12 protein-coding genes and 1 pseudogene are annotated in these 20,027 nt (G+C 46.6%); 12 read left to right on the top strand and 1 reads right to left on the bottom strand.

The window, feature by feature from the left end:
* Positions 1-1,225 precede the first annotated feature (1,225 nt).
* From ACYVD3_RS07385 to ACYVD3_RS07440, 12 genes are all read left to right on the top strand, one after another.
* Positions 1,226-6,397, top strand: coding sequence for a DUF6908 domain-containing protein (locus ACYVD3_RS07385; protein ID WP_460641956.1), 5,172 nt, complete (start codon positions 1,226-1,228; stop codon positions 6,395-6,397).
* 11 nt (positions 6,398-6,408) lie between these two features.
* Entirely contained in the window at positions 6,409-7,077 is a 669-nt protein-coding gene (locus tag ACYVD3_RS07390) for a hypothetical protein (RefSeq protein ID WP_460641868.1), read from the top strand.
* Positions 7,067-8,443 (top strand): hypothetical protein, encoded by a 1,377-nt coding sequence (locus ACYVD3_RS07395; RefSeq protein WP_460641869.1) that lies wholly within the window; start codon positions 7,067-7,069, stop codon positions 8,441-8,443. The genes ACYVD3_RS07390 and ACYVD3_RS07395 overlap by 11 nt, the downstream gene beginning before the upstream one ends.
* Complete coding sequence (locus ACYVD3_RS07400; protein ID WP_460641870.1) at positions 8,433-12,260, top strand: hypothetical protein; 3,828 nt, start codon at positions 8,433-8,435, stop codon at positions 12,258-12,260. Before ACYVD3_RS07395 ends, ACYVD3_RS07400 begins: the two co-directional genes overlap by 11 nt.
* Before the next feature lie 9 nt (positions 12,261-12,269).
* Positions 12,270-12,956, top strand: coding sequence for a DUF3846 domain-containing protein (locus ACYVD3_RS07405; RefSeq protein ID WP_460641871.1), 687 nt, complete (start codon positions 12,270-12,272; stop codon positions 12,954-12,956).
* Positions 12,957-12,965: 9 nt separating this feature from the next.
* Complete coding sequence (locus ACYVD3_RS07410; protein WP_460641872.1) at positions 12,966-13,508, top strand: hypothetical protein; 543 nt, start codon at positions 12,966-12,968, stop codon at positions 13,506-13,508.
* An 84-nt stretch (positions 13,509-13,592) separates the two neighbouring features.
* Positions 13,593-14,840 (top strand): HipA domain-containing protein, encoded by a 1,248-nt coding sequence (locus ACYVD3_RS07415; protein WP_460641873.1) that lies wholly within the window; start codon positions 13,593-13,595, stop codon positions 14,838-14,840.
* Between the two features lie 88 nt (positions 14,841-14,928).
* Positions 14,929-15,945, top strand: coding sequence for a DUF3991 domain-containing protein (locus ACYVD3_RS07420; protein ID WP_460641874.1), 1,017 nt, complete (start codon positions 14,929-14,931; stop codon positions 15,943-15,945).
* A gap of 3 nt (positions 15,946-15,948) precedes the next feature.
* Positions 15,949-16,320 (top strand): hypothetical protein, encoded by a 372-nt coding sequence (locus ACYVD3_RS07425; RefSeq protein WP_460641875.1) that lies wholly within the window; start codon positions 15,949-15,951, stop codon positions 16,318-16,320.
* 284 nt (positions 16,321-16,604) lie between these two features.
* The gene (locus ACYVD3_RS07430) at positions 16,605-17,081 is read left to right on the top strand and encodes a ribbon-helix-helix domain-containing protein (protein ID WP_460641876.1); all 477 of its coding nucleotides are present in this window, start codon (positions 16,605-16,607) and stop codon (positions 17,079-17,081) included.
* Between the two features lie 11 nt (positions 17,082-17,092).
* The gene (locus tag ACYVD3_RS07435) at positions 17,093-18,106 is read left to right on the top strand and encodes a DUF5688 family protein (protein WP_460641877.1); all 1,014 of its coding nucleotides are present in this window, start codon (positions 17,093-17,095) and stop codon (positions 18,104-18,106) included.
* Between the two features lie 2 nt (positions 18,107-18,108).
* Positions 18,109-18,600, top strand: coding sequence for a hypothetical protein (locus tag ACYVD3_RS07440; RefSeq protein WP_460641878.1), 492 nt, complete (start codon positions 18,109-18,111; stop codon positions 18,598-18,600).
* Positions 18,601-18,755: 155 nt separating this feature from the next.
* Here ACYVD3_RS07440 and ACYVD3_RS07445 read toward each other — a convergent pair.
* Positions 18,756-19,978, bottom strand: a pseudogene (locus tag ACYVD3_RS07445) (IS110 family RNA-guided transposase).
* Between the last annotated feature and the right edge of the window lie 49 nt (positions 19,979-20,027).

Below are 20,027 nucleotides of genomic sequence, written 5' to 3' on the forward strand. Positions count from 1 at the left end.
TACCGATTACACCACTAAGACCGGTGAGTATCTGTACCTTTTGTCCGGCAAGGATGATATTACTTTTGAAACCGAGGGACAGCAGTTTGCCTTTACCTACCGGGAGCTGGCAGAAAAAATTGACCAGCTTATTTTAATGGGAGCCTATCCCTTTAGCTCTGCGGACAGTATGTTAGATGATTACTCCATACCTGATGAAGCGGAAGAAATGAAAGGCGCTGCGGATGAAGATAGTTATGAACCAGATGAAGAACCGATCATTTTCAAAGATGACATCATCAATCAAATTCTGTCCAGTCACATTTCATTTCAAGGCGGTAAGCAAAGAATTTATAATGCAATGCTCACGCTGCCTGCCAGAAAAGACCGCATGGCCGTGCTGAAAAATGAGTATGGGATTGGTGGTGTCAGCGGTAGTCTGAAAAACGGTGGTCATAGAAGAATCAATTATAATGGCAGTGGCTTTGATATTGAGTACAAAAGCGATGGCGTTGATTTCCACGAGCATCTAACTTGGGAAAAGGTTGAAGCACGAATTCTCCAGCTCATTCAGCAAGACAGCTATCTGACCACCGAAGAAAAATCAGAATTAGAAACTGCGGGGCAACTGGTTTCCCTAGATGCACCGTCTGTTCTTATGGAGCCGTCTGCCCAGCTCAATCTCTTTGAAGTATTTTCCCAGCCACAGGATACCTATGAGACCAATGACGGTGAGGATAACGATGCCTTGCTAAATGAGAGCAGCACCGAGTCGGAACCGCTTCCCTTTCAGGAAGGTGACCGTATTTCTTATCATGACAAGGTATTTGAAATCCTTAAGGTCATGCACGATGGGCGCATGGTGGAAATCGGGGATATTTCGCAGCTTCAGAACCTTACCAAATTTGCCATTCGGGAAAGAGTACCAATTTCTGAAATTGCAGACTGCAAATTACTGAAAGACCATTACACCGATGGGGAGATTGCTTCCATGGTGGTGGATGCCATACAAAGCGGTGATAACAGCGAAGAAACAAAGGCGGAAATAAACGCTGCAACTCTTGTCAATCAAGCCAACGAGAATGATAACCGAGCTGTCATGGAGGATTTTCATAAACGCACCATGGATGGCTTTCATTATCGTTATTCTCCTGATCATCATCTTTACGAGGGCGGTCAGAAAACCAAGTGCCGTAATAATATTGAAGCCATTCGTCTGTTAAAGGATTTACAGTCGCAGGGACGCATGGCCACTGCCGCAGAACAGATTACCCTTGCTAGATTTGTCGGCTGGGGTGGTCTTGCAAATGCCCTGACACCGGGAAAATCCGGCTGGGAAACGGAATACGAGGAAATCAAGGGGTTGCTCACTGAGGAAGAATTTGAATCTGCACAGCAAAGCACGCTGACCTCCTACTATACGGAGCAGAGTGTGATCCGGCACATCTATCATGCGCTGGAGCGTTTCGGTTTTCATGGAGGAAATATCTTAGACCCTGCTATGGGAACCGGCAACTTTTATTCCGTACTGCCGGAAAGCATGAGCAGCTCTAAGCTCTACGGAGCAGAAATTGATACCATTCCCGGAAACATTGCAAAGCACCTGTATCCCCATGCAGATATTCAGGTCATGGGATTTGAAAAAACAAAGTTCCCTGACCATTTCTTTGATGTGGTAGTTGGCAATGTACCATTTAACTCCATCCGTGTGGACGACTCACGCTATAACCGGCATAATTTCCGCATCCATGATTATTTTCTGGCGAAATCCTTAGACCAGGTCCGCCCCGGTGGAATCGTGTCGGTAATCACTTCAAAGTATACGCTGGATAAATCTAATCCCACCATCCGAAAATACCTTGCACAGAGAGCGGAGCTTTTGGGAGCAATCCGTTTGCCCAACAATGCGTTTAAGCAGGTGGCAGGAACTGAAGCTACCACGGATATTCTCTTTTTGCAAAAACGGGAAAGAGAAACTGTGCCGGATGAAGAAAACAGTCCGTGGCTTTCCGTGGAGGAAAATGCAGACGGTATTCCGCTCAACAGCTATTTTGTGGATCACCCTGAAATGGTGCTGGGCGAGATGGTTTTTGATGAGTCCATGTTCGGTAACGAAAAAACGACCGCCTGTCACCCAATCCCCGGCGATGATTTGGATGAGCGGCTGGAACGAGCCGTTTCCTATCTGGAAGGTACTTATACGGAGGCTATATCAGAATATGCGGAAGAAAAAACCGTTTTAAGAGATTCCCTGCCTGCTGACCCTGCGGTACGCAATTTTAGTTACACTGCCGTGGACGACGTGCTGTATTATCAGGAAAATTCCCGTATGTACAGGCAGGACATTACCGGTAAAAAAGCAGAGCGTATCCGTGGCATGATTGAAATCACCGCCGCTGTCCGCAGTCTGATTGACTTTCAAAACAGTGCCTATGCAGACGGTCATAATCTGCCTACTGCTGAATATGAAAAGCAGCTACAGGAGCATATTGGATATTTGAACCAAGTATACGATGACTTTGTGAAGCAATACGGATATCTCAATTCCTATGGAAATGTCATCGCATTTTCAAGGGACAGCAATGCACCCTTGCTTCGTTCCATTGAGCAGGAGAGCAAAACAGAAAAAGGCGTATATGAAAAAACGCCCATGTTCTACAAAGCTACGATTAAGCCCAAGGTAATGCCCAGCGTAGTATTTTCCGCAGAGGATGCCTTAAAGGTATCCCTTAATGTAAAGGGTAGAGTAGACCTTTCCTATATGTCGTGGCTGTATCAGTTGCCGGAACACCGCAAGGCGACACCGGATGAAATCATTGCGGAGTTGGGTGAACGCATTTATCAAGACCCGGCACAGTACACGGGCAATCCCCACACCGGTTGGCAGACCGCTGGGGAATATTTGAGTGGCTATGTAAAGGATAAGCTGACCGAAGTCATTTTGAAAGCGGAAGAAGAACCGGAGCGGTTTGCCCGAAATGTGGAAGCCCTGAAATCTGTACAGCCTACGCCGCTGACTCCGCAGGAAATCAGCTTCACCCTTGGCTCCACATGGATACCCGCTGATGTGTACCAGCAGTTCATGTATGACACCTTCAAGACGATGGCATATAACCAGAGCGGGCGGTATGCCATCGGCGTGGAATTTTCCAATTACAGCGGCGCCTACTTTATCGCCAATAAAAATGCAGAAAAGGCCTCCATTGCCGTTAATCAAACCTACGGTACCGACCGCATGAATGCCTACGAGATATTGGAAAGTACCCTGAATCTGCGTTCTGTGGAGGTAAAAGACCGTGTGGACTATGTTGACCCGGATACCGGTGAGGATAAGGTTAAATACGTTCTGAATAAGCGTGATACCATTCTCGCCCGTGAGAAGCAGGCCCAAATCAAGCTAGCATTTGAAAGCTGGCTGTTTGCAGACCCCGAGCGTGGTGCAAGGCTGACCAAGCTCTACAATGAGAAATTCAATAACGTCCGTCCGCGCAAATATGACGGGTCAGACTTGGCTTTGCCGGGTATGGCAGATGATATTACCCTCAGACAGCACCAGCTTGATGTAATTGCACATGGTCTGTACGGTGACGGAAATCTACTGATTGCTCATGAAGTAGGGGCTGGAAAGACCTTCAGTTCCATTGCCCTGGCCTATGAGCTGAAACGGCTGGGCAAAATCCACAAGCCGCTCATTGCGGTTCCTAACCATTTGGTGGGACAGTGGGCAAACGAGTATATGCGCCTGTATCCCAATGCAAATATTCTGGTGGCAGAGAAAAAGGATTTTGAGCGAAAGAACCGCCGCCGCTTTGTCAGCCGTATTGCCACAGGCGATTACGATGCCGTGATTATGGCACATTCCAGCTTTGAGCTGATTGGTCTATCCAGAGAACGGCAGCTTGCAGCTATGCAAGCGGAGATTGACGCAATCTCGGATGCCATCGAGGAGCAAAAGCTCCGTGATGGCAAGGATTGGTCTTTAAAGCAGATGCAAATTTTTCGTTCTAACCTCCAGTTTCGCTATGACAGACTGTTTAAATCGGAGAAAAAAGATGATGTTATCTATTTTGAGGAGCTTGGCGTAGATGCCTTGGTGGTAGATGAAGCGCACGCATACAAAAATAACTTTTCCTACACCAAAATGCGCAATGTTGCCGGTGTCAGCGGAGCCAGCAGCCAACGTGCCATGGATATGCACATGAAGTGTCAGTATATCAATGAAATTGGAAATGGCAAGGGTGTTATTTATCTCACCGGCACCCCTGTATCCAATTCCATGGCAGAACTGTACGTTCTCCAAAAGACCTTGCAGCCCAAGGAATTGGAACGTCGTGGACTGCTGATGTTCGATAGTTGGGCAAGCACCTTTGGCAAAGTAGAATCCTCTTTAGAAATTAAGCCGGAGGGCAATGGATACCAGATGAAGAACCGTTTTGCACGGTTTCACAATCTGCCGGAGCTGATGAGTATGTTTCAGATGATTGCGGACATCAAAACCGCAGATATGCTGGACTTGCCGGTGCCGGAATTGAAAACCGGTGCGATACAAGTCATTAAAACTGCCATTACTCCAGAACAAAAGCGGATTGTCATGGAGCTGGGCGAACGTGCGGAGCTGATCCGTAACGGTGAGGTGGACAGCACCGAGGATAATTTTCTCAAACTGACCCATGAAGCAAGGCTGCTGTCGGTAGACCCAAGAGCCGTTGACCCGACAATTCCCGATGATCCAAACACCAAGCTCAATATTTGTGCTGGAAAAGTGGCTGAGATTTACCATGAAACTGCTGGTGAAAAGCTGGCACAGCTTATTTTCTGTGACCAAGGCACACCAAAGTATGACGGCAGCTTCAATTTTTATGAGGCTACCAAAACAGCTTTGATCACACAGGGGGTAAAACCGGAGGAAATCGCTTTTATACACGATGCAAAAACCGACGTGCAGCGAGAACAGCTCTTTGATAAGGTGCGTAGCGGTGAAATCCGTGTTTTGATGGGCAGCACCGAAAAAATGGGCACAGGCATGAATGTGCAGCAAAAGTTAGTTGCTCTCCATCATTTGGATGTGCCTTGGCGCCCCTCAGACCTAACCCAGCGCAACGGCAGAATCCTTCGTCAAGGCAATGAAAACAAGGAAATTTCTATTTTTAATTACATCACCGAAAATACATTCGACAGCTATTTGTGGCAGATTTTAGAGCAGAAGCAGCGCTATATCAGCCAGATTATGACTGGTCGCTCTGCACTTAGAAGCTGTGAGGACATTGACGATACTGTTTTGCAGTATGCAGAGTTTAAGGCACTTGCCACCTCTGACCCAAGAATCAAGCAGAAGATGGAAACTGATAACGAAATCAGCCGCCTTACGGTGCTGAAATCCTCATGGCAGAGCCAAAGGAACGAAATGCAGTACCGTATCAGCCAGTATTATCCCAAAGAGATTGCCACAGCTACCCGGAAAATCGAGGGTATGACCGCTGATATTGTCGCCTATGCTCAACGTGCACCAGCTGACTTTCAGATGGTGATTGACGGTAGGCTCCATGAGGAACGTACCAAAGCAGCGGAGCATTTCATGGTTTTTGCCCGCAAGCTGGGGCGTGAAACCGGTGCAACTCTTGAGTTGGGAACCTACGCAGGCTTCCCCATCCGCTTGGTTCGTCAATGGGGCGATGGTGTTTCCATCCAGCTATGCGGCAAATGCACCTATTCTACCGATATGGGTGAGGCTGCGTTAGGTAATATCACTCGTTTGGAACATCTGGCAGAACGCATGGAAAAGGCGAAAACAGAGGAGGAAAACAGCCTGCTCAGCCTGAACCAGCAGCTTACAGACGCAAAGGAGGAAATGGAAAAGCCGTTCCCTGACGAAGAGCGGTTGTTGGAGCTGCAAAAGAAAAAGGTGGAGCTTGACATTGCACTGGAGTTTAAGGACGATGGCGAGGATATGATGACGGCAGACGAGGAAGAAAGCGCTTCTGACCGCCCGTCTGTAAGCACAACTATGACCTTGGAACAACGGCTTTATCAAAAGCTGATGCTGTTTGCAGCTCCAGTTCTAAATAGCGAAGCCTATTATATGAAGCTGCAATCGGAAGGCTTTGAGGATTTGGCGATAGAAGCCATCGGCGGTGGTGAGTACAGCATTGCTCACTATTATAACTGCAACGGAGACGCCATGCGTGACCCGGAAATCACTTTTACCGTGGACAAGGATAACAGGTCTATCGACCCCACTTCGTACCTACAAGACGATATGGGGATTTTTTATGCAACAGATACCGCATCCCCTGCCAAGGTAAAAGATTTGAAACAGTTTATGTCACAGTGGTTTACCAACATCAAAAATCAGGGTTTTGAGCCGGTGAAGGTCAAAACCTACGAGCAGGAAGAGAATTTTGAAGAAATGGAACGATAGGAGGTTAGAGCGTGAAACATAAAGTAACACCAGAATTTTTATCTGCTTTTACAAGGCGGATTGCCGGAATGGGATTTACAACAAAACAGGAAGCCGGTGAGAATACGTTGCTATCTGTTTTCAAAGGTGGGCAGGAGGTCTGCAAAATTGACCATGACGGCAATATGCGTTTTCTTCCGGAGGTTTCGCCGGAGCAAGAGAGAAACAAGATATACCGTACCCTTACTGCCATGAAGCAGACCCATGACCTGTATGCGGACGCACCGCAATTACAGGCTGAGGGAGTCAGCGATTTTCGGCTGATTTCCAACTTTGGAGATTACATTCTGGCGGCGAAGATGACAAAGGACAATGAAGTGCGTTTTACCACATGGCAGTATGATTACGACCGCACAGGTGTGATGTGGGGACATTATTTTGAAACCAACTATGAAGGAGCAAAACAGGATTTTGCAGTACGGGCAGGATTGATTGAGGAGCAGAAGCTCTTTTCCGAGGAGGAGCTGGTGGTGCTGCATGACGCCTGCGTATTTCGTGGCCGTAACGATGACAGCATCAGCTATGAGGATGAAAAAATGCTGCATTCGGTAATGGAAAAGGTGGAAAGCAATATCCCCAATCTTATTTTTGAGCATGAGCAAATTCCCATGCCAGAACAGGAGGATGAATATGGAATATAGCCAAATCAACGCCGTTACCAAGTTTGGCTCTGATGATTACTCTCTGTGGACACTGACCATGCCCCGGGACAAAATCCATGAGATCAGGCAACACCCGGCAGTGGTTGACGGCGATATGGGCAGTGTGTTCGGAGAAATTCCCACCGCCCATCATGACCAGTCAGAATCACTGATAAACTTTGTTTTACCACATAGTGCCGGTCTGAAGCTCCATACCGTGGATATGGGCGGGGACTTTGTGAACAGGAACCGCCATAACGGCTCCTCTGTCCGTGGCTCCAAAGCGGAAATCATGGCAGAGCTGCGGGAAGCAGTAAAGGCGCAGGGGTATTCTTTGCATAACAACGCTTCTTTTTTAGAAGTGGATGTACTTGCCACGTTGAAAAAAATCATGGAGCATAACACCGATTTTTACCAAACGGATTTTCAGTACGATGTAAAGCAGATCAGAGAGGCTGCCGAGGATCGGGGCGGTTACCGAAACTTTTTCTGGCTGAGCAGAAAAAACGGAACATGGTGCTTCCCAGAACGTGATGTCTATCTCCGAAATACCAATGCCCACAACACATGGGAGTATTACGGAGCCAGCAAAAGTGAAAATGTCAAAACTTTTTGGGTTGAGATATTACGCATGAATGAGGACAAAACCATCATCGGCAATGTGCTGGAGATGGATTATCAAAAGCATTTGGACTATCTTTGCACCCACTCCATTGATCCTGTGGCGGTGGAGGTGGTGTTCAAAAGCCCTAACGATGTACGCACCTTTTCCTATCAGGAATATAACCAGAACTGGCAGTCCATCGCACAGCGTTACGGCACAGTGGAACGCCATAAATTTTTGCCGGAGGATCAGCATGAACTTGCTCGAATTGCAATTTCAGCACGGGGACAGTTTTGGGAAGCCACGGAGCCGATGAAGGTTGCGGATTTTGTGCAGCGTTTAGACCATGACCGATTACACGATTATGGCTACACAGCAGATGACTTACTGCTGACCGGTCCCATAGATGCAGAAAAAGCCTTTCAAAATCATTTGTGCTGCTACGCTTTGCAAAAAGACGGAACAAAAGAACTGATTGCCGACAGAGATGCCTATCAGAAGCATCTTTTCAGCGGTGGACTGTATGGCATGACAGCGGCGGAAAAACAGCTTTTGCAGTATTTTAAACAGGACGTTGTTCCGCTGTTTTCCGGTGAGGAAATGCAAGAGCTGTGCACATTGGCAGTTCAGGAAGGAATGAATAATGACCCTGCCAAGGCGAAGCTTTTAGATAGTATCATTCACAAGCTGGAGTGTGCCATGCCACAGTCGGCACAACCGGAAGTTCAAGAACAGGAGGACGAATATAGCCGTGAAGAATAAAGATTTTTTCAAACTCAACATGAATAAGGAAACTAAACGGGCGGTGATGGTGCTTTCTATCATCGCCCTGCTTATTTTAATTATAGGATTGGTGAGCTGTTCCATGCAACTTAGTCAGAAAGATAATACGCCGCCCGTCGTGGTAGAAACGGACAATGTTACACCAATTCCTTCAGACAATCCCATTGTGACGGAAATTGAGCAAGGTGATACGGACGTCGGGGACGATACAGATAATGCGACCGCTGATAAGGAAAGTGACCATTCGAATAACGGTTCTTCTACGGATACGCAGGATAAAAAGCCTACCAAACCAACGGAAGAACCGACTCAGAATCCAACATCTACACCAATGCCTACAGCAGTCCCAAGTCCAACACCAACGCCAAAACCGACAGACCCTCCAACAAATCCCACAGAACCGGTAAAACCCGCTGACCCGACAACACCGCCTATTAAGCCGGAACAGCCCGATAAACCTGACAAGCCAAGTGGCGATAGTTCCAGTGGAGGTGGCGGAAGCGTGAGTTATCCAGCCGCAGTGGTGGAAATCGTTGCGCCTGAATACGGTCATACCGATACAGAATTTGAAGTAAAAACGGTGCTTCGCTCCGTAAAATCACTGGATTGGAGCGTTATTGAGGATGGCAAAGATACACCGCAAATTGATTTTCTCAAAGGCACATTGGATAAGAACGGTGGCAAAATCACCATTACCCAGCCGGGTAGCTATCTTCTTACCGCTACGGCTCTAAATTACGGCAATCACACCTATATTTTTTCTAAAAAGATTATCATTCACCCCACCTTTAAAATCAGTGTAGAAGCGAATAAAACTGCTCACACAGATAAAACCTTTACTGTCAAAACAACGCTTTCCGATAACGTCACACAGCAGCTTAACTGGCATATTTTTAAAGACGGCAAGGAAATAAAGTGGCAGGACACGGTAACCGGTACGCTCACCAATGCAGGCGGTTCCATTCAAATTAAGGAAAAGGGTAGCTACACCATCAAAGCAACTGCTTTTGATGAAACCAGCCGTGAGTTTTCGGGTAAAGCAGATATTACGGTATATCCTGTCATTGAGATCGAGGTACAGGCTCCTAAAACTGCCCATACCGATACGCCAATTACCGTGGCGGTGAATACCAAGGAGTTAGGCGACTTGCCACTCGTTTGGACAGTTACAAAGGAAGGAAAAGAGATCATGCTTTCTGATTGTTTTGTTGGAACGCTTTCCAATGCAGGCGGCTCTATCCGTTTTTTAGAAAAAGGTAGCTACAAACTGACTGCCACAGCCACCGATAAGGCAGGCAGAAGTTTTACTGCAAAAGCGGAAATTACGGTTTATCCAGTTGCTGCCTTCGATTTTACTCTGCCAGCAACCACACATACCGATAAAACGATTGGTATTCTGGTAAAGTCCTCTGAATTGCAGGATATGATTGCCGAATGGACGGTCATCAAGGACGGCAAAATCGTGAAGCCTAACGCAGTGATAGAGGGAACGCTGAATAATGATGGTGGTTCCATTCGCTTTACGCAGAAAGGTATTTATACCCTCAAAGCAACGCTTACCGATGCAACAGGCAGAATGTACAGCCATGAAGCATCCACGGTGGTGTATCCTGTAGCAGAAGCAGGTTTTTATCTGCCGAATATGACTCACACCGATACCACAGTAGAGGTCAAAACCTCGTTTAAGGAAACACAGGACTTGCACGCTGTATGGAGCTTGACCAAGGACGGCAAGGCAATTTCGCTGGCAGATGGTTTTGAGGGAATACTCACCGATGACGGCGGTAATATCCAGTTTCGTACCGTTGGCAACTACGAGCTAGAAGCTACAGTTACCGATAATACAGGACGAAGCTTTACCTATAACGCATCAACCAAGGTTTATCCAGTGATTACGGTTTCGTTGGAGTTACCAAAGCAAACCCACACGGATCGACCTGTAACAGTAGAAACAAAGCTAACCGATGCAGGAACGTTGCAGGTTGTCTGGAGCATAACAAAAAATGATGTGATTGTCACTCCCGAAAACGGTTTGACGAATGCCGGTGGTAAAATCAGCTTCACTGAAAAGGGTGATTACACGGTAACAGCAGCTGTTACCGATGAAGCAGGCAGAACTTTCTCCGTAAGCAAATCCATCAAGGTTTATCCTATTCCTAACATTGCTTTTTCTATTCCAACAGCCGTCCATACTGACGATCAAGTGTTGGTAGATACAGTTCTCACCGATATGGAAAATCTGACAGCAGTCTGGTATGTAGACAACACCTACGGCTTTCAAGATTGGGATACCTACATTGACGGTAAGCTGAGCAATAACGGCGGATCTATCCGCTTTACCCGTGCCGGAGTCTATGATTTGCAGGCAAGAATCACCGATGCCACAGGACGAGTATTTCGCTTTAACAGTGGAAAAATCGAGGTGTTGCCGGTGCTTCAGCTTTCCTTTGTACTGCCAGAAACGGGCTATACCGATATGCAGATAGATGTACGTACAAGGGGAAATATCGGTGTTCTTCCTATTGAATGGACGCTGATGAAAAACGGTACAGCCATTCCTTTGGAGCAGGCTGTCAGCGGCACGCTCAATGCACAGGGCGGTAAAATCCGTTTTACCGAAAGTGGCGAATATCGCTTGACTGCCACCATGTTTGATGCCCTTGGCAGAGTATTCACTCACACAGAAAAAATCAGCATTTATCCGCTGTATAACTGCAACTTTACCATGCCGCAGGCGGTTCGCACCGGTCAGAGCTTTGTTGTAAATATGAGCAACACAGTTAATCTAAACGGTAACAACATTGTATGGACGGCCACCAAAGACGGTCAGAGTATTGCTGTTTCCGAGTATTTTAAGAAAACACTGGGCAACAGCGGCGGTACGGTTCATGTGGATGTGTCTGGCAATTATACGCTGACAGCCACCATCACTGATCAGCTGGGCAGAGTATTTAACGCTACGCAGAGCATTTCTGTGGTGAATACGGCACCCATGAAGCCTACCATTACGACGAATGTGACAAGAACAGCAAAAGGCGGTAAGTTCCTTGTCAATCTTACGGTAAACAGCACCGACCCCGATGGCGATGTGGTTAGCTATGAGTATGAGGGCAAGGCAAGCGATAATTACTATGCCATTGGCACACATACGGTTAGAGTAAGAGCGAAGGACAATTACGGTGGTATCTCCGACTGGTCACAGGCTACTTTTACTGTGGCAAATTCAGCGCCATCAAGACCGATTATCACAAGAGCACCGAATGGTAACAGCGTTGCACCAGGTACACCAGTTACCATCACCGCAAGCAGTACCGACCCCGATGGTGACGCCATTACCTATGTTTGGGAGGGACGCCCGACCGAAACAGCCGTGTATGCTTTGGGTAAGCATACGGTACGAGTAAAGGCGGTAGACAGCACTGGTGCAGAATCCCCATGGGCAGCGATTGTATTCTTTGTCATGGACTCCAACGGGTCTGGCGGCATGATGCTTACCGGCCCTGATTCTACTATTATGGAAAACGGTATTGATGGTGCGACTATTACCAAGTACACCTTTACCGTGCCTCCTGTTTCCGGTCACAGTGGGCAGGATTACGGCAGAGTGCGCGGTTACAATATCAAGACAGGTGCGTGGGATCAGCTGGATTACGGAACAACCAATAACGGTATTTCCTTTACCAGAACACTGACCGCAGGTACATATTCCAAGCTGGAAATGTACTATTATACCAACCATTCATGCATGTACAACAAATCAAACATCACCTACACAGTAGAATATTACTTTGAGTAAGGAGGCACTATGGAAGGATTTCTAAAGCCCTATCAGGTAGAACAGATTAAGAAAAAGTATCCTGTCGGTACCAAAATTCAACTTGACCATATGGACGGTGAGAGAGATATGCCGGACGGTCTGTCGGGCGAAATAAAATTCGTGGACGATCAGGGGCAGCTTCATATGAAATGGCAGAATGGAAAAAATTTGGCGCTTGTACCTAATGTGGACAGCTTTCATATTCTGAGGGAAGCCGAGAATGAAAATAACAAATGCCCGGATGGCTACATTCGGGTACTCATGGTGGAGCCGCATAAGAATCCTTATGTTTCCACAGTCAGAAATGATTACAGGGCAATGCAGGAGCTGGTAGGTGGCTGCATAGAGTTTGTACCGTTGTCAGAGCTTAACTGCCACCTCTACTGCAATGACGAAGGCAAACTGAATGGACTAACCGGAAACCGAAGAATGGATAATGGTGACATTATCTGCGGCACATTTTTCATCTGTACTGACGATGGAGAGGGTAACGATACTTCCCTTTCCAATGAGCAGATTACTTATTTCAGCAACCGCTTTCATGAGCCGGAGTTTTATTTTAATACAGAAGCCCACAGCTTTGCCATGGAAGTTGGATATGCAGATAGTAAAGAAGAATTTCTGCGAATGCTGGGGATTGTGCCGGAAGCTGACGAAAATGATTTTGAACGATAAGGAGTGAGTATGGAACACGATAAAACCAGTATTTATGTGGAACACTTAAATCAAAAGGTGCTTCCCACCATTGACTATGACCGTTTGCAGGCATCCTATGGTACACAAGACAAAGACTATGCCAAAGCAGTATTGCATCTGCTATATAAGGCAATGGTACAGTGCTATGGCACGGACTGCTTGACGGAGGGCGTAACCGATTATGTTATGGTCCCCGGCGTGGTGCAGTCAAAAGAAAAAGGAAATCTTTGCATTGCCCTTTTGGAGCTTGATCTGACTTCTTCAGGGGAACATTATGAAACCAATTTCCTGACAGGGTATGGCATCCTATCCCAAAGTGATCCTGAATTGCCGGATCATATTCGTGCCTATATTCAGGATACCTTCATTCCCTATGATTACGGCTATACAGCAGCTATTCCCTGTGATATTCATGTGGAGAAAAGCAGTCTGCCAGAAGCCGTCAGGGAGATGCTTTCCACCTTTTGGAAGCATACATCTACATTGGAAAGTATGCCGGAAATGTCAGAACCGGAAGAATTAGAGCGATAATCGTCCTATAAAATTCATAATTACTACGTTGAAAAGAACGACGTTATTTGGTATAATTTTAAGTTAAGAACAGGAGATGATGAAATGGCAGATGGCATGAAACGATATATACTGATGCACAAAAATATTTCGGTAGCCGATATAGAGCTGGATGAAGCGTCCAGCGCGATTTCTGCTATCGGCCATATCTATGAAGCACCCCATGTGCCGCTGGGTATTCCAGTGAAAAAAGGTGTGATAGACCGTAGCGCACTAAACGAATGGTGGCGTGGACGAGCAATCCCTGCAAGCCGTGCCGGAATCAAAAATGCACTGACAGAACTGAATCTGCCTACAACACAAAAATTGTTGGAAAAATGCCTTGGTTTGAGTCTTTCCGATCAGTATTGGATATGTCCGGCTGATTCTGGCATTCAGTGGTCACAGGTCAACTTCTTTGATAATCCTTTTTCGGAGGATGTGGGAAATATCCTGTTTGGACAGGGTTCCTCTAATGATCATATGAGCCTGATGTCCCCGGATAATACTTCGGACGGCTGGCTCAAGAAAAAGTGGAAGATTATAGATGGAAAACGCTGCCTGATCAAGGGCGGAAGCGGTGCGACCCAGCAAGAACCATATAACGAGGTGATGGCTGGAAAAATCATGGAACGGCTTGGAATTCCCCATGTTCCCTATACCCTGCTTACGGAGGATGAGTATCCTTATAGCGTATGCGAGGACTTCATTACACCGCAGACAGAACTAATCTCGGCATGGTATGTGATGCAGACGGAGAAAAAGCCGAACCATGTGTCGATTTATCAGCATTACCTTGATTGTTGCGAAAAGCTCGGTATCCCCGGTATGAAGGAAGCTCTCGACCGAATGATGGTGCTTGATTACCTGATTGTTAATGAAGACCGGCACCAGAATAACTTTGGTGTAGTTCGAAATGCGGAAACCCTTGCATATCTTGGAGAAGCCCCTATATTTGACAGTGGAACCTCTCTTTGGTTTGATAAGCCCATTTCTATGATTGGCTCGAAAGCTAAGCTGTCCTGCAAGCCTTTTAAGAACAACCATGAGGAGCAGATCAAGCTGGTAAGCTCTTTTGAGTGGCTGAATCTAAACTCCCTTTATGATATTGACGAGGAGTTAAGGGAGCTGATGCGGGGGTCCGTGTTTATAGATTCTGCGCGGTGCGATGCACTGTGCTTTGCACTTCGGGAGAGAGTGGAACTGCTTTCGGAAGTAGTAAATACCCGCAGAACATGGATTCCGGTAGACGACCACCGCAGCGATGTGACTGAGGATACTGCCTACAGCGGTAAAGATGATTTAGAACGATAACAAAATACCAGATAACAAAAGTGCCCCCTGAAAGCGGATTGAAACTGCTTTCAGGGGGTACTTTTGCGTGGAATGGAGGTGACAACCCATGCGTACATCGTCAAATCCTATGCCCTTTACGGAAGAGCAGATGAAGCAGGTCTTTGACACCAATATCATTGACTTCGCCGTGCAAAATGGTTTTCAGATTGAAAAAGGCGATAACTACACCGTTCATGTGAAGAACAGCGGCGGACTGTATCTGTTTAACCATGGGCGCGGCTACTACTGTTTTTCTACACAGACCAAGGGTAATATCGTGGATTTTGCAAAGGAATATTTGGGTGCATCGGATTTCAAAAGTGCGGCAGAACTGATTTTGGGCTGCCGTGCCTATGAGGGAACGACTTCCTTGGTGCCACCTGTTGAAAAAGGTCCCAAGGGCGAACTGGTACTGCCGCCCAAGGACAAGAGTTTTGACCGTACTATCGCCTACTTGACCCATACTCGTGGCATTGATAAGGAAATTGTCTACGCTATGATTGAGGCTGGGAAAGTGTATGGAGCAAGGACTGAGAAAAACGGTTATACATTCCATAACTGTGCCTTTGTAGGTTATGACGAAACAGCTAAGCCCCGGTACTGTGCACTCAGAGCGCCAAGCTCAGACAGTAAGTTTCGTCAGGATGTAGAAAACTCTGATAAGACATATGGTTTCTGCATGGAGGGGCGTTCCAACCGTGTATATGAATTTGAAGCCCCCATTGATGCTATGAGCCACGCCAGTCTCTGCAAGCTCCACGGCATTGATTGGCGGGAGGATCATCGGGTTGCCGAGGGATGTCTGTCAGATAAGGCTCTTTACCGCTATTTGCAGCACCACCCAGAGATAGACGAGATTGTGTTTTGCTACGATAACGATGTGGACGGCAAAGATACCAAGGGTCAGCCCCATAACCACGGACAGATTCAAGCGGAAATCTCCGCTGAAACCTTTGCGGATTTGGGGTACAAGACCTTTATCCAGACCCCGAACACCAAGGATTTTAATCAGGATTTGACTGTATTCCGTGGGCTGTCGGAGCCAAAACAGCCGGTGGTACAGGAGGAAGAAAGGGGGCGATAGCACATGAGGTCCGTATATATTTGTCAGCTTTCACAGGAAAAGCAGAATGAAATCAGAAAAATGCTGACAGGACTATTGCTTCATGGGAGTGGCGGCAATTCAAATGCAGTAAAGCATTTTTATGGTGTGAGCCTAGATGAAGCAGTACAGAATGGTATGGATTCAAAAATTGTAGATTTAGATTATTTGATGACCTATTATGCCGATGAGTTCCAAACGGAACAGGCCGACAAGGAATTTCGAATGGCTGATGCTACAGTGATTTCCGGCATTTTGAAAGAAGCGAGACAAAATGATCAGGTTCCCGATTTCTACTATCCAGAAGGACGATGTGAAGATTATCTGTCCCAACAGGAGGAGGAATGGGAACGATAGCACTGTAGAAACGGAGAATTTCTCATGAAAGCATTTTTGATTGGTACAGCGGTGATATTAAGCCGTGGAGCAGCCTTTTGTTTTCGCTCTTTTAGGAGCGAAGCGACCATTCCCCTGCCACTTGTCGGCAGGGGCTACTTAATGCCAAAATCTCAGATTTTGGAGTTAAGGCAGGAATAGGGTTGTTAAACAACCCGCCAAAACACCGTACAGGCAAAGCCTGTACCCTTGTTAAAGAGCAACTGACGTTGTTAAGTTTTAACTAATGCCGAAGGGAGGATATCATGGCGAAAAAAAGCGACCGAATTATTACGTCGGTCTATCTTACCAAAGAAATGTGCAATGAAATTGATAAGCTGGCAGCCCGTGAGAATGTGTCCAGAAATGAGCAGATCCGTCGCTTTATCGAAAAGGGACTGGACATTGAGGGCTACACCCAAAATGTAGATTTTATCTCCAGTATTATCAGACAGGAATTTACTGCGGTCTATCACATCGAGGACATCAAAGCGGTTGCAGAGCAACAGACCAATCGTCTTGCCAAAATGCTGATGAAGTCAGGCAAGATACACGCTGCAGGGTTCTTTTTACTGATTAAGGTTTTGATGAACCTTGCTCACGATGGAACAGAGGATCAGTTTGACCAAATGTTAAATGAAGCGGTCACGCTGGGGGTGGACTATATGCAGAAAAAAGATTTTCAAATCAACAGCTTTTTGCAGGACACTGACAATCTGCGTGGTCTTGCAGAAAAGTTATAAGGAGGGACAAAATGGATTATCAAGAGTTTTTATCAACAATTAAGGAACGGATTTTAGAGTTTTTTCCAAAAGAGTATGAACAGGCACGGGTATTGATCCATCAGGTGATGAAAAACAACGATACCGCACTGGATGCCCTGATTATTCGTAACGCACAGGATACTGTTACGCCACAAATCTATTTGGTAGATTTGTTTGCCAAGTATCAGATAGGTATGAGCATGGATGAGGTGCTTAAAACAATTGCAGATACTTACATGGAGCATCATAATCCCCCGATTTTTAATACCGCTGAACAGATTCAAAATTATGAGAATATGAAAGAATTGCTTCGTGTGCAGCTAATCAATAAAGAAAGTAATGGGGAACGACTGTCACATACGCCTCATTGGGATATGGAGAATACTGATCTGACGGCGGTGCTGCGAATTTATCTGCCATCGCCGCAAACAGATATGGCAACCATTCTGGTCACAGACAAACTGTTGTCCACATGGGGACAGGATGCAGATGCACTATATCAGCAGGCGCTTGCAAATACCATAGAGCAGAATCCACCTAAAATAGACAGTCTGCTAAATATTATTTGTTCTCTGCAAGAAGAAAGCAATGTGTGGCAGGAGATTCCAAATTTTACGATGGAGCCATACGAGCAGTATGTTGTCAGCAATAGCTCTAATCACTTTGGAGCAAGTGTTCTGCTTTATCCGGATGTGCTGAACCAGCTTTCTCAAAATGCCGATTCCAACCTGTTTATCCTGCCGAGCAGTATTCATGAGCTGATTCTTATGCGGGATAATGGGGATATGAACGCTACGGAATTGCAGGCTATGGTAGCTTCTGTCAATAAAACGGAGCTTGTCACGGAGGATATTCTATCCAACGAAGTATATTATTACGACAAGAATGAACAGACTCTGACTATGGCAACCAATAGAGAACAGACGGCTACACTGAAAAACCAGATGAATCAGGTAGTGGGGATGGAAGATACACATGACATGGATATGGAAAGGGAGGTTTAATTTTGTTACAGGCTAAACGATATAATACGTTGACCGCATTGACCGGAAGGAACCAACTGGATTCTTCCTATCATGCGGCTTTTTATTTATTGTCCTATGATACAGAGCTTTACGAAGTTGCCTGCCAATATGTGAATCGTGACGGCATTGATTTTTCCGGTATCAAACGCGCCACCCGTGGGTGTGACGAGTGTAGTCGGCAGGTCATTGACATTGCCCATAACCTGTTTTCGTGGAATAGCAAATGCAATGCAACCTCATTTGATGTATCAAGGCTTGGCTACCCTTATATGGAGTTGGTTTGCAATGCGCTTTATATTGCAGCTGATGAAATTAAGGTAGTTATTGAGCCGGATCAGAACCATAAGGAGCAGATGACATTGGACACAGAGCCTTATGAGAAAACAAAACGCATTCACAGCCGATTGGAGCAAATGCAGGCGGCATTGACAGTCGAAACAGAAGCTGCCGAGGGCTATGAAATGGAATGCTAAAGGAGGCGTTTATGATTACAGGAGTCTGCAAATAAAAAGTCAAGCCCCAAAATGAAAAATCTCTCACAAAATCTGTGAGAGAAAAAGGGAACAACAGAACAAGCCGGAGAAGAAATCTTTTTCGCCGACCTATGCAGACAGATGAAAGAAGTTGGTTAATCCTGGGGCGTCTCAGTGTCGTCCAGTGCGGCCAAACACTCCTTTACCCGTGCGTAGTAGATGCGCAGGAACTTGTTGGCCCCGGCAGTCATGTACACGAAGTAGGGCTTGCCCTCGGAACGTTTCTTGTCAATAAATTGGTATACCGGCTCGTCCGGTGGAGATTTCTTCAGATGAGTGCAGACGATTTGGTACAGCGTTTTCCGCAGATGAGGTGAGCCACGCTTGGTAGTTGGGTTGCTTTGCGCCTCGTGCTTTCCGGACTGGTTCACAGCGGGGTCTACGCCTGCAAAGGCCACCAGAGAGCTGCGGCGAGGGTAACGGCGCACATCGCCAATCTCCGCCATAAGCTGCGTAGCCGTAATCTCACCCACGCCGTACATGGCCAGAACGGTATCATATTCCGGCAGCATCTTCGCCAGACGGAGCATTTCGTTTTTCATGGCAACAAGAGTAGTTTTCGCAGCAAGAAGTTGTTGTGCCGCTGTGGTAATGAGCAACTTGGTCATGTCATTCTTCGGCAGTGTCGTAATGTGTCCACAGCTATCAGCGTAAAGACGAAGTGCCTTGCCCTCACTGAAGTTATAGTCTTTGCGCTTGCACCACTTGTGGTAACGCTCCGTAAATGCCCTCTCGCTGACCCCACAAACACACTCACAGTGCCAAAAGCACAGGACAAAGTCCACCCATTTCTGGTGGCCGTCAGCACGCTCCGGGCTGGTAAACAGCTCGTTCACCCCCGGAAAGGTCTTGTCGGTCAGAGAAATGAGATTGTTTTGCAACGCCACAATGGTTTTCATGTACAAATTGTACTGGCGGCTGCACAGCTTCAGTTGTTGCCTTATTGCTTCCATAGGAGTATATTCCCGCAGATCAACCCAGTTGTCAAGCCCGTACTTGGCGATTTTCATGGCATCGGCTTTGTCGGTCTTGACCTTGCGGATGGAGCCGCCACCGCTGCGTTGTATGAATAGTGGATTCAAAACAGTGACGTAGATTCCATACTCATGTAGGGTTTGCGCTACCGGCTCATGGTAGCGTCCGGTGGCTTCCATGATGACTCTGGTGTCTTTGCCAAGGGCAATGTGGTGTAGGCCATCTGCTCAAGACCGACCTCAGAGTGCGGATATTCTTTTGGTAGCAACGCAACCTCTCCCATTGGCCGCAGAGCAGCCACCATGCTTTTCCCTTTGGAAATATCAATTCCAACAGCGTTCATAAAGTCTCTCCTGTCTGATTGGATATGGCATCCCGCTTTTACTCATTGC

This window comes from Lacrimispora brassicae, from assembly GCF_054772055.1.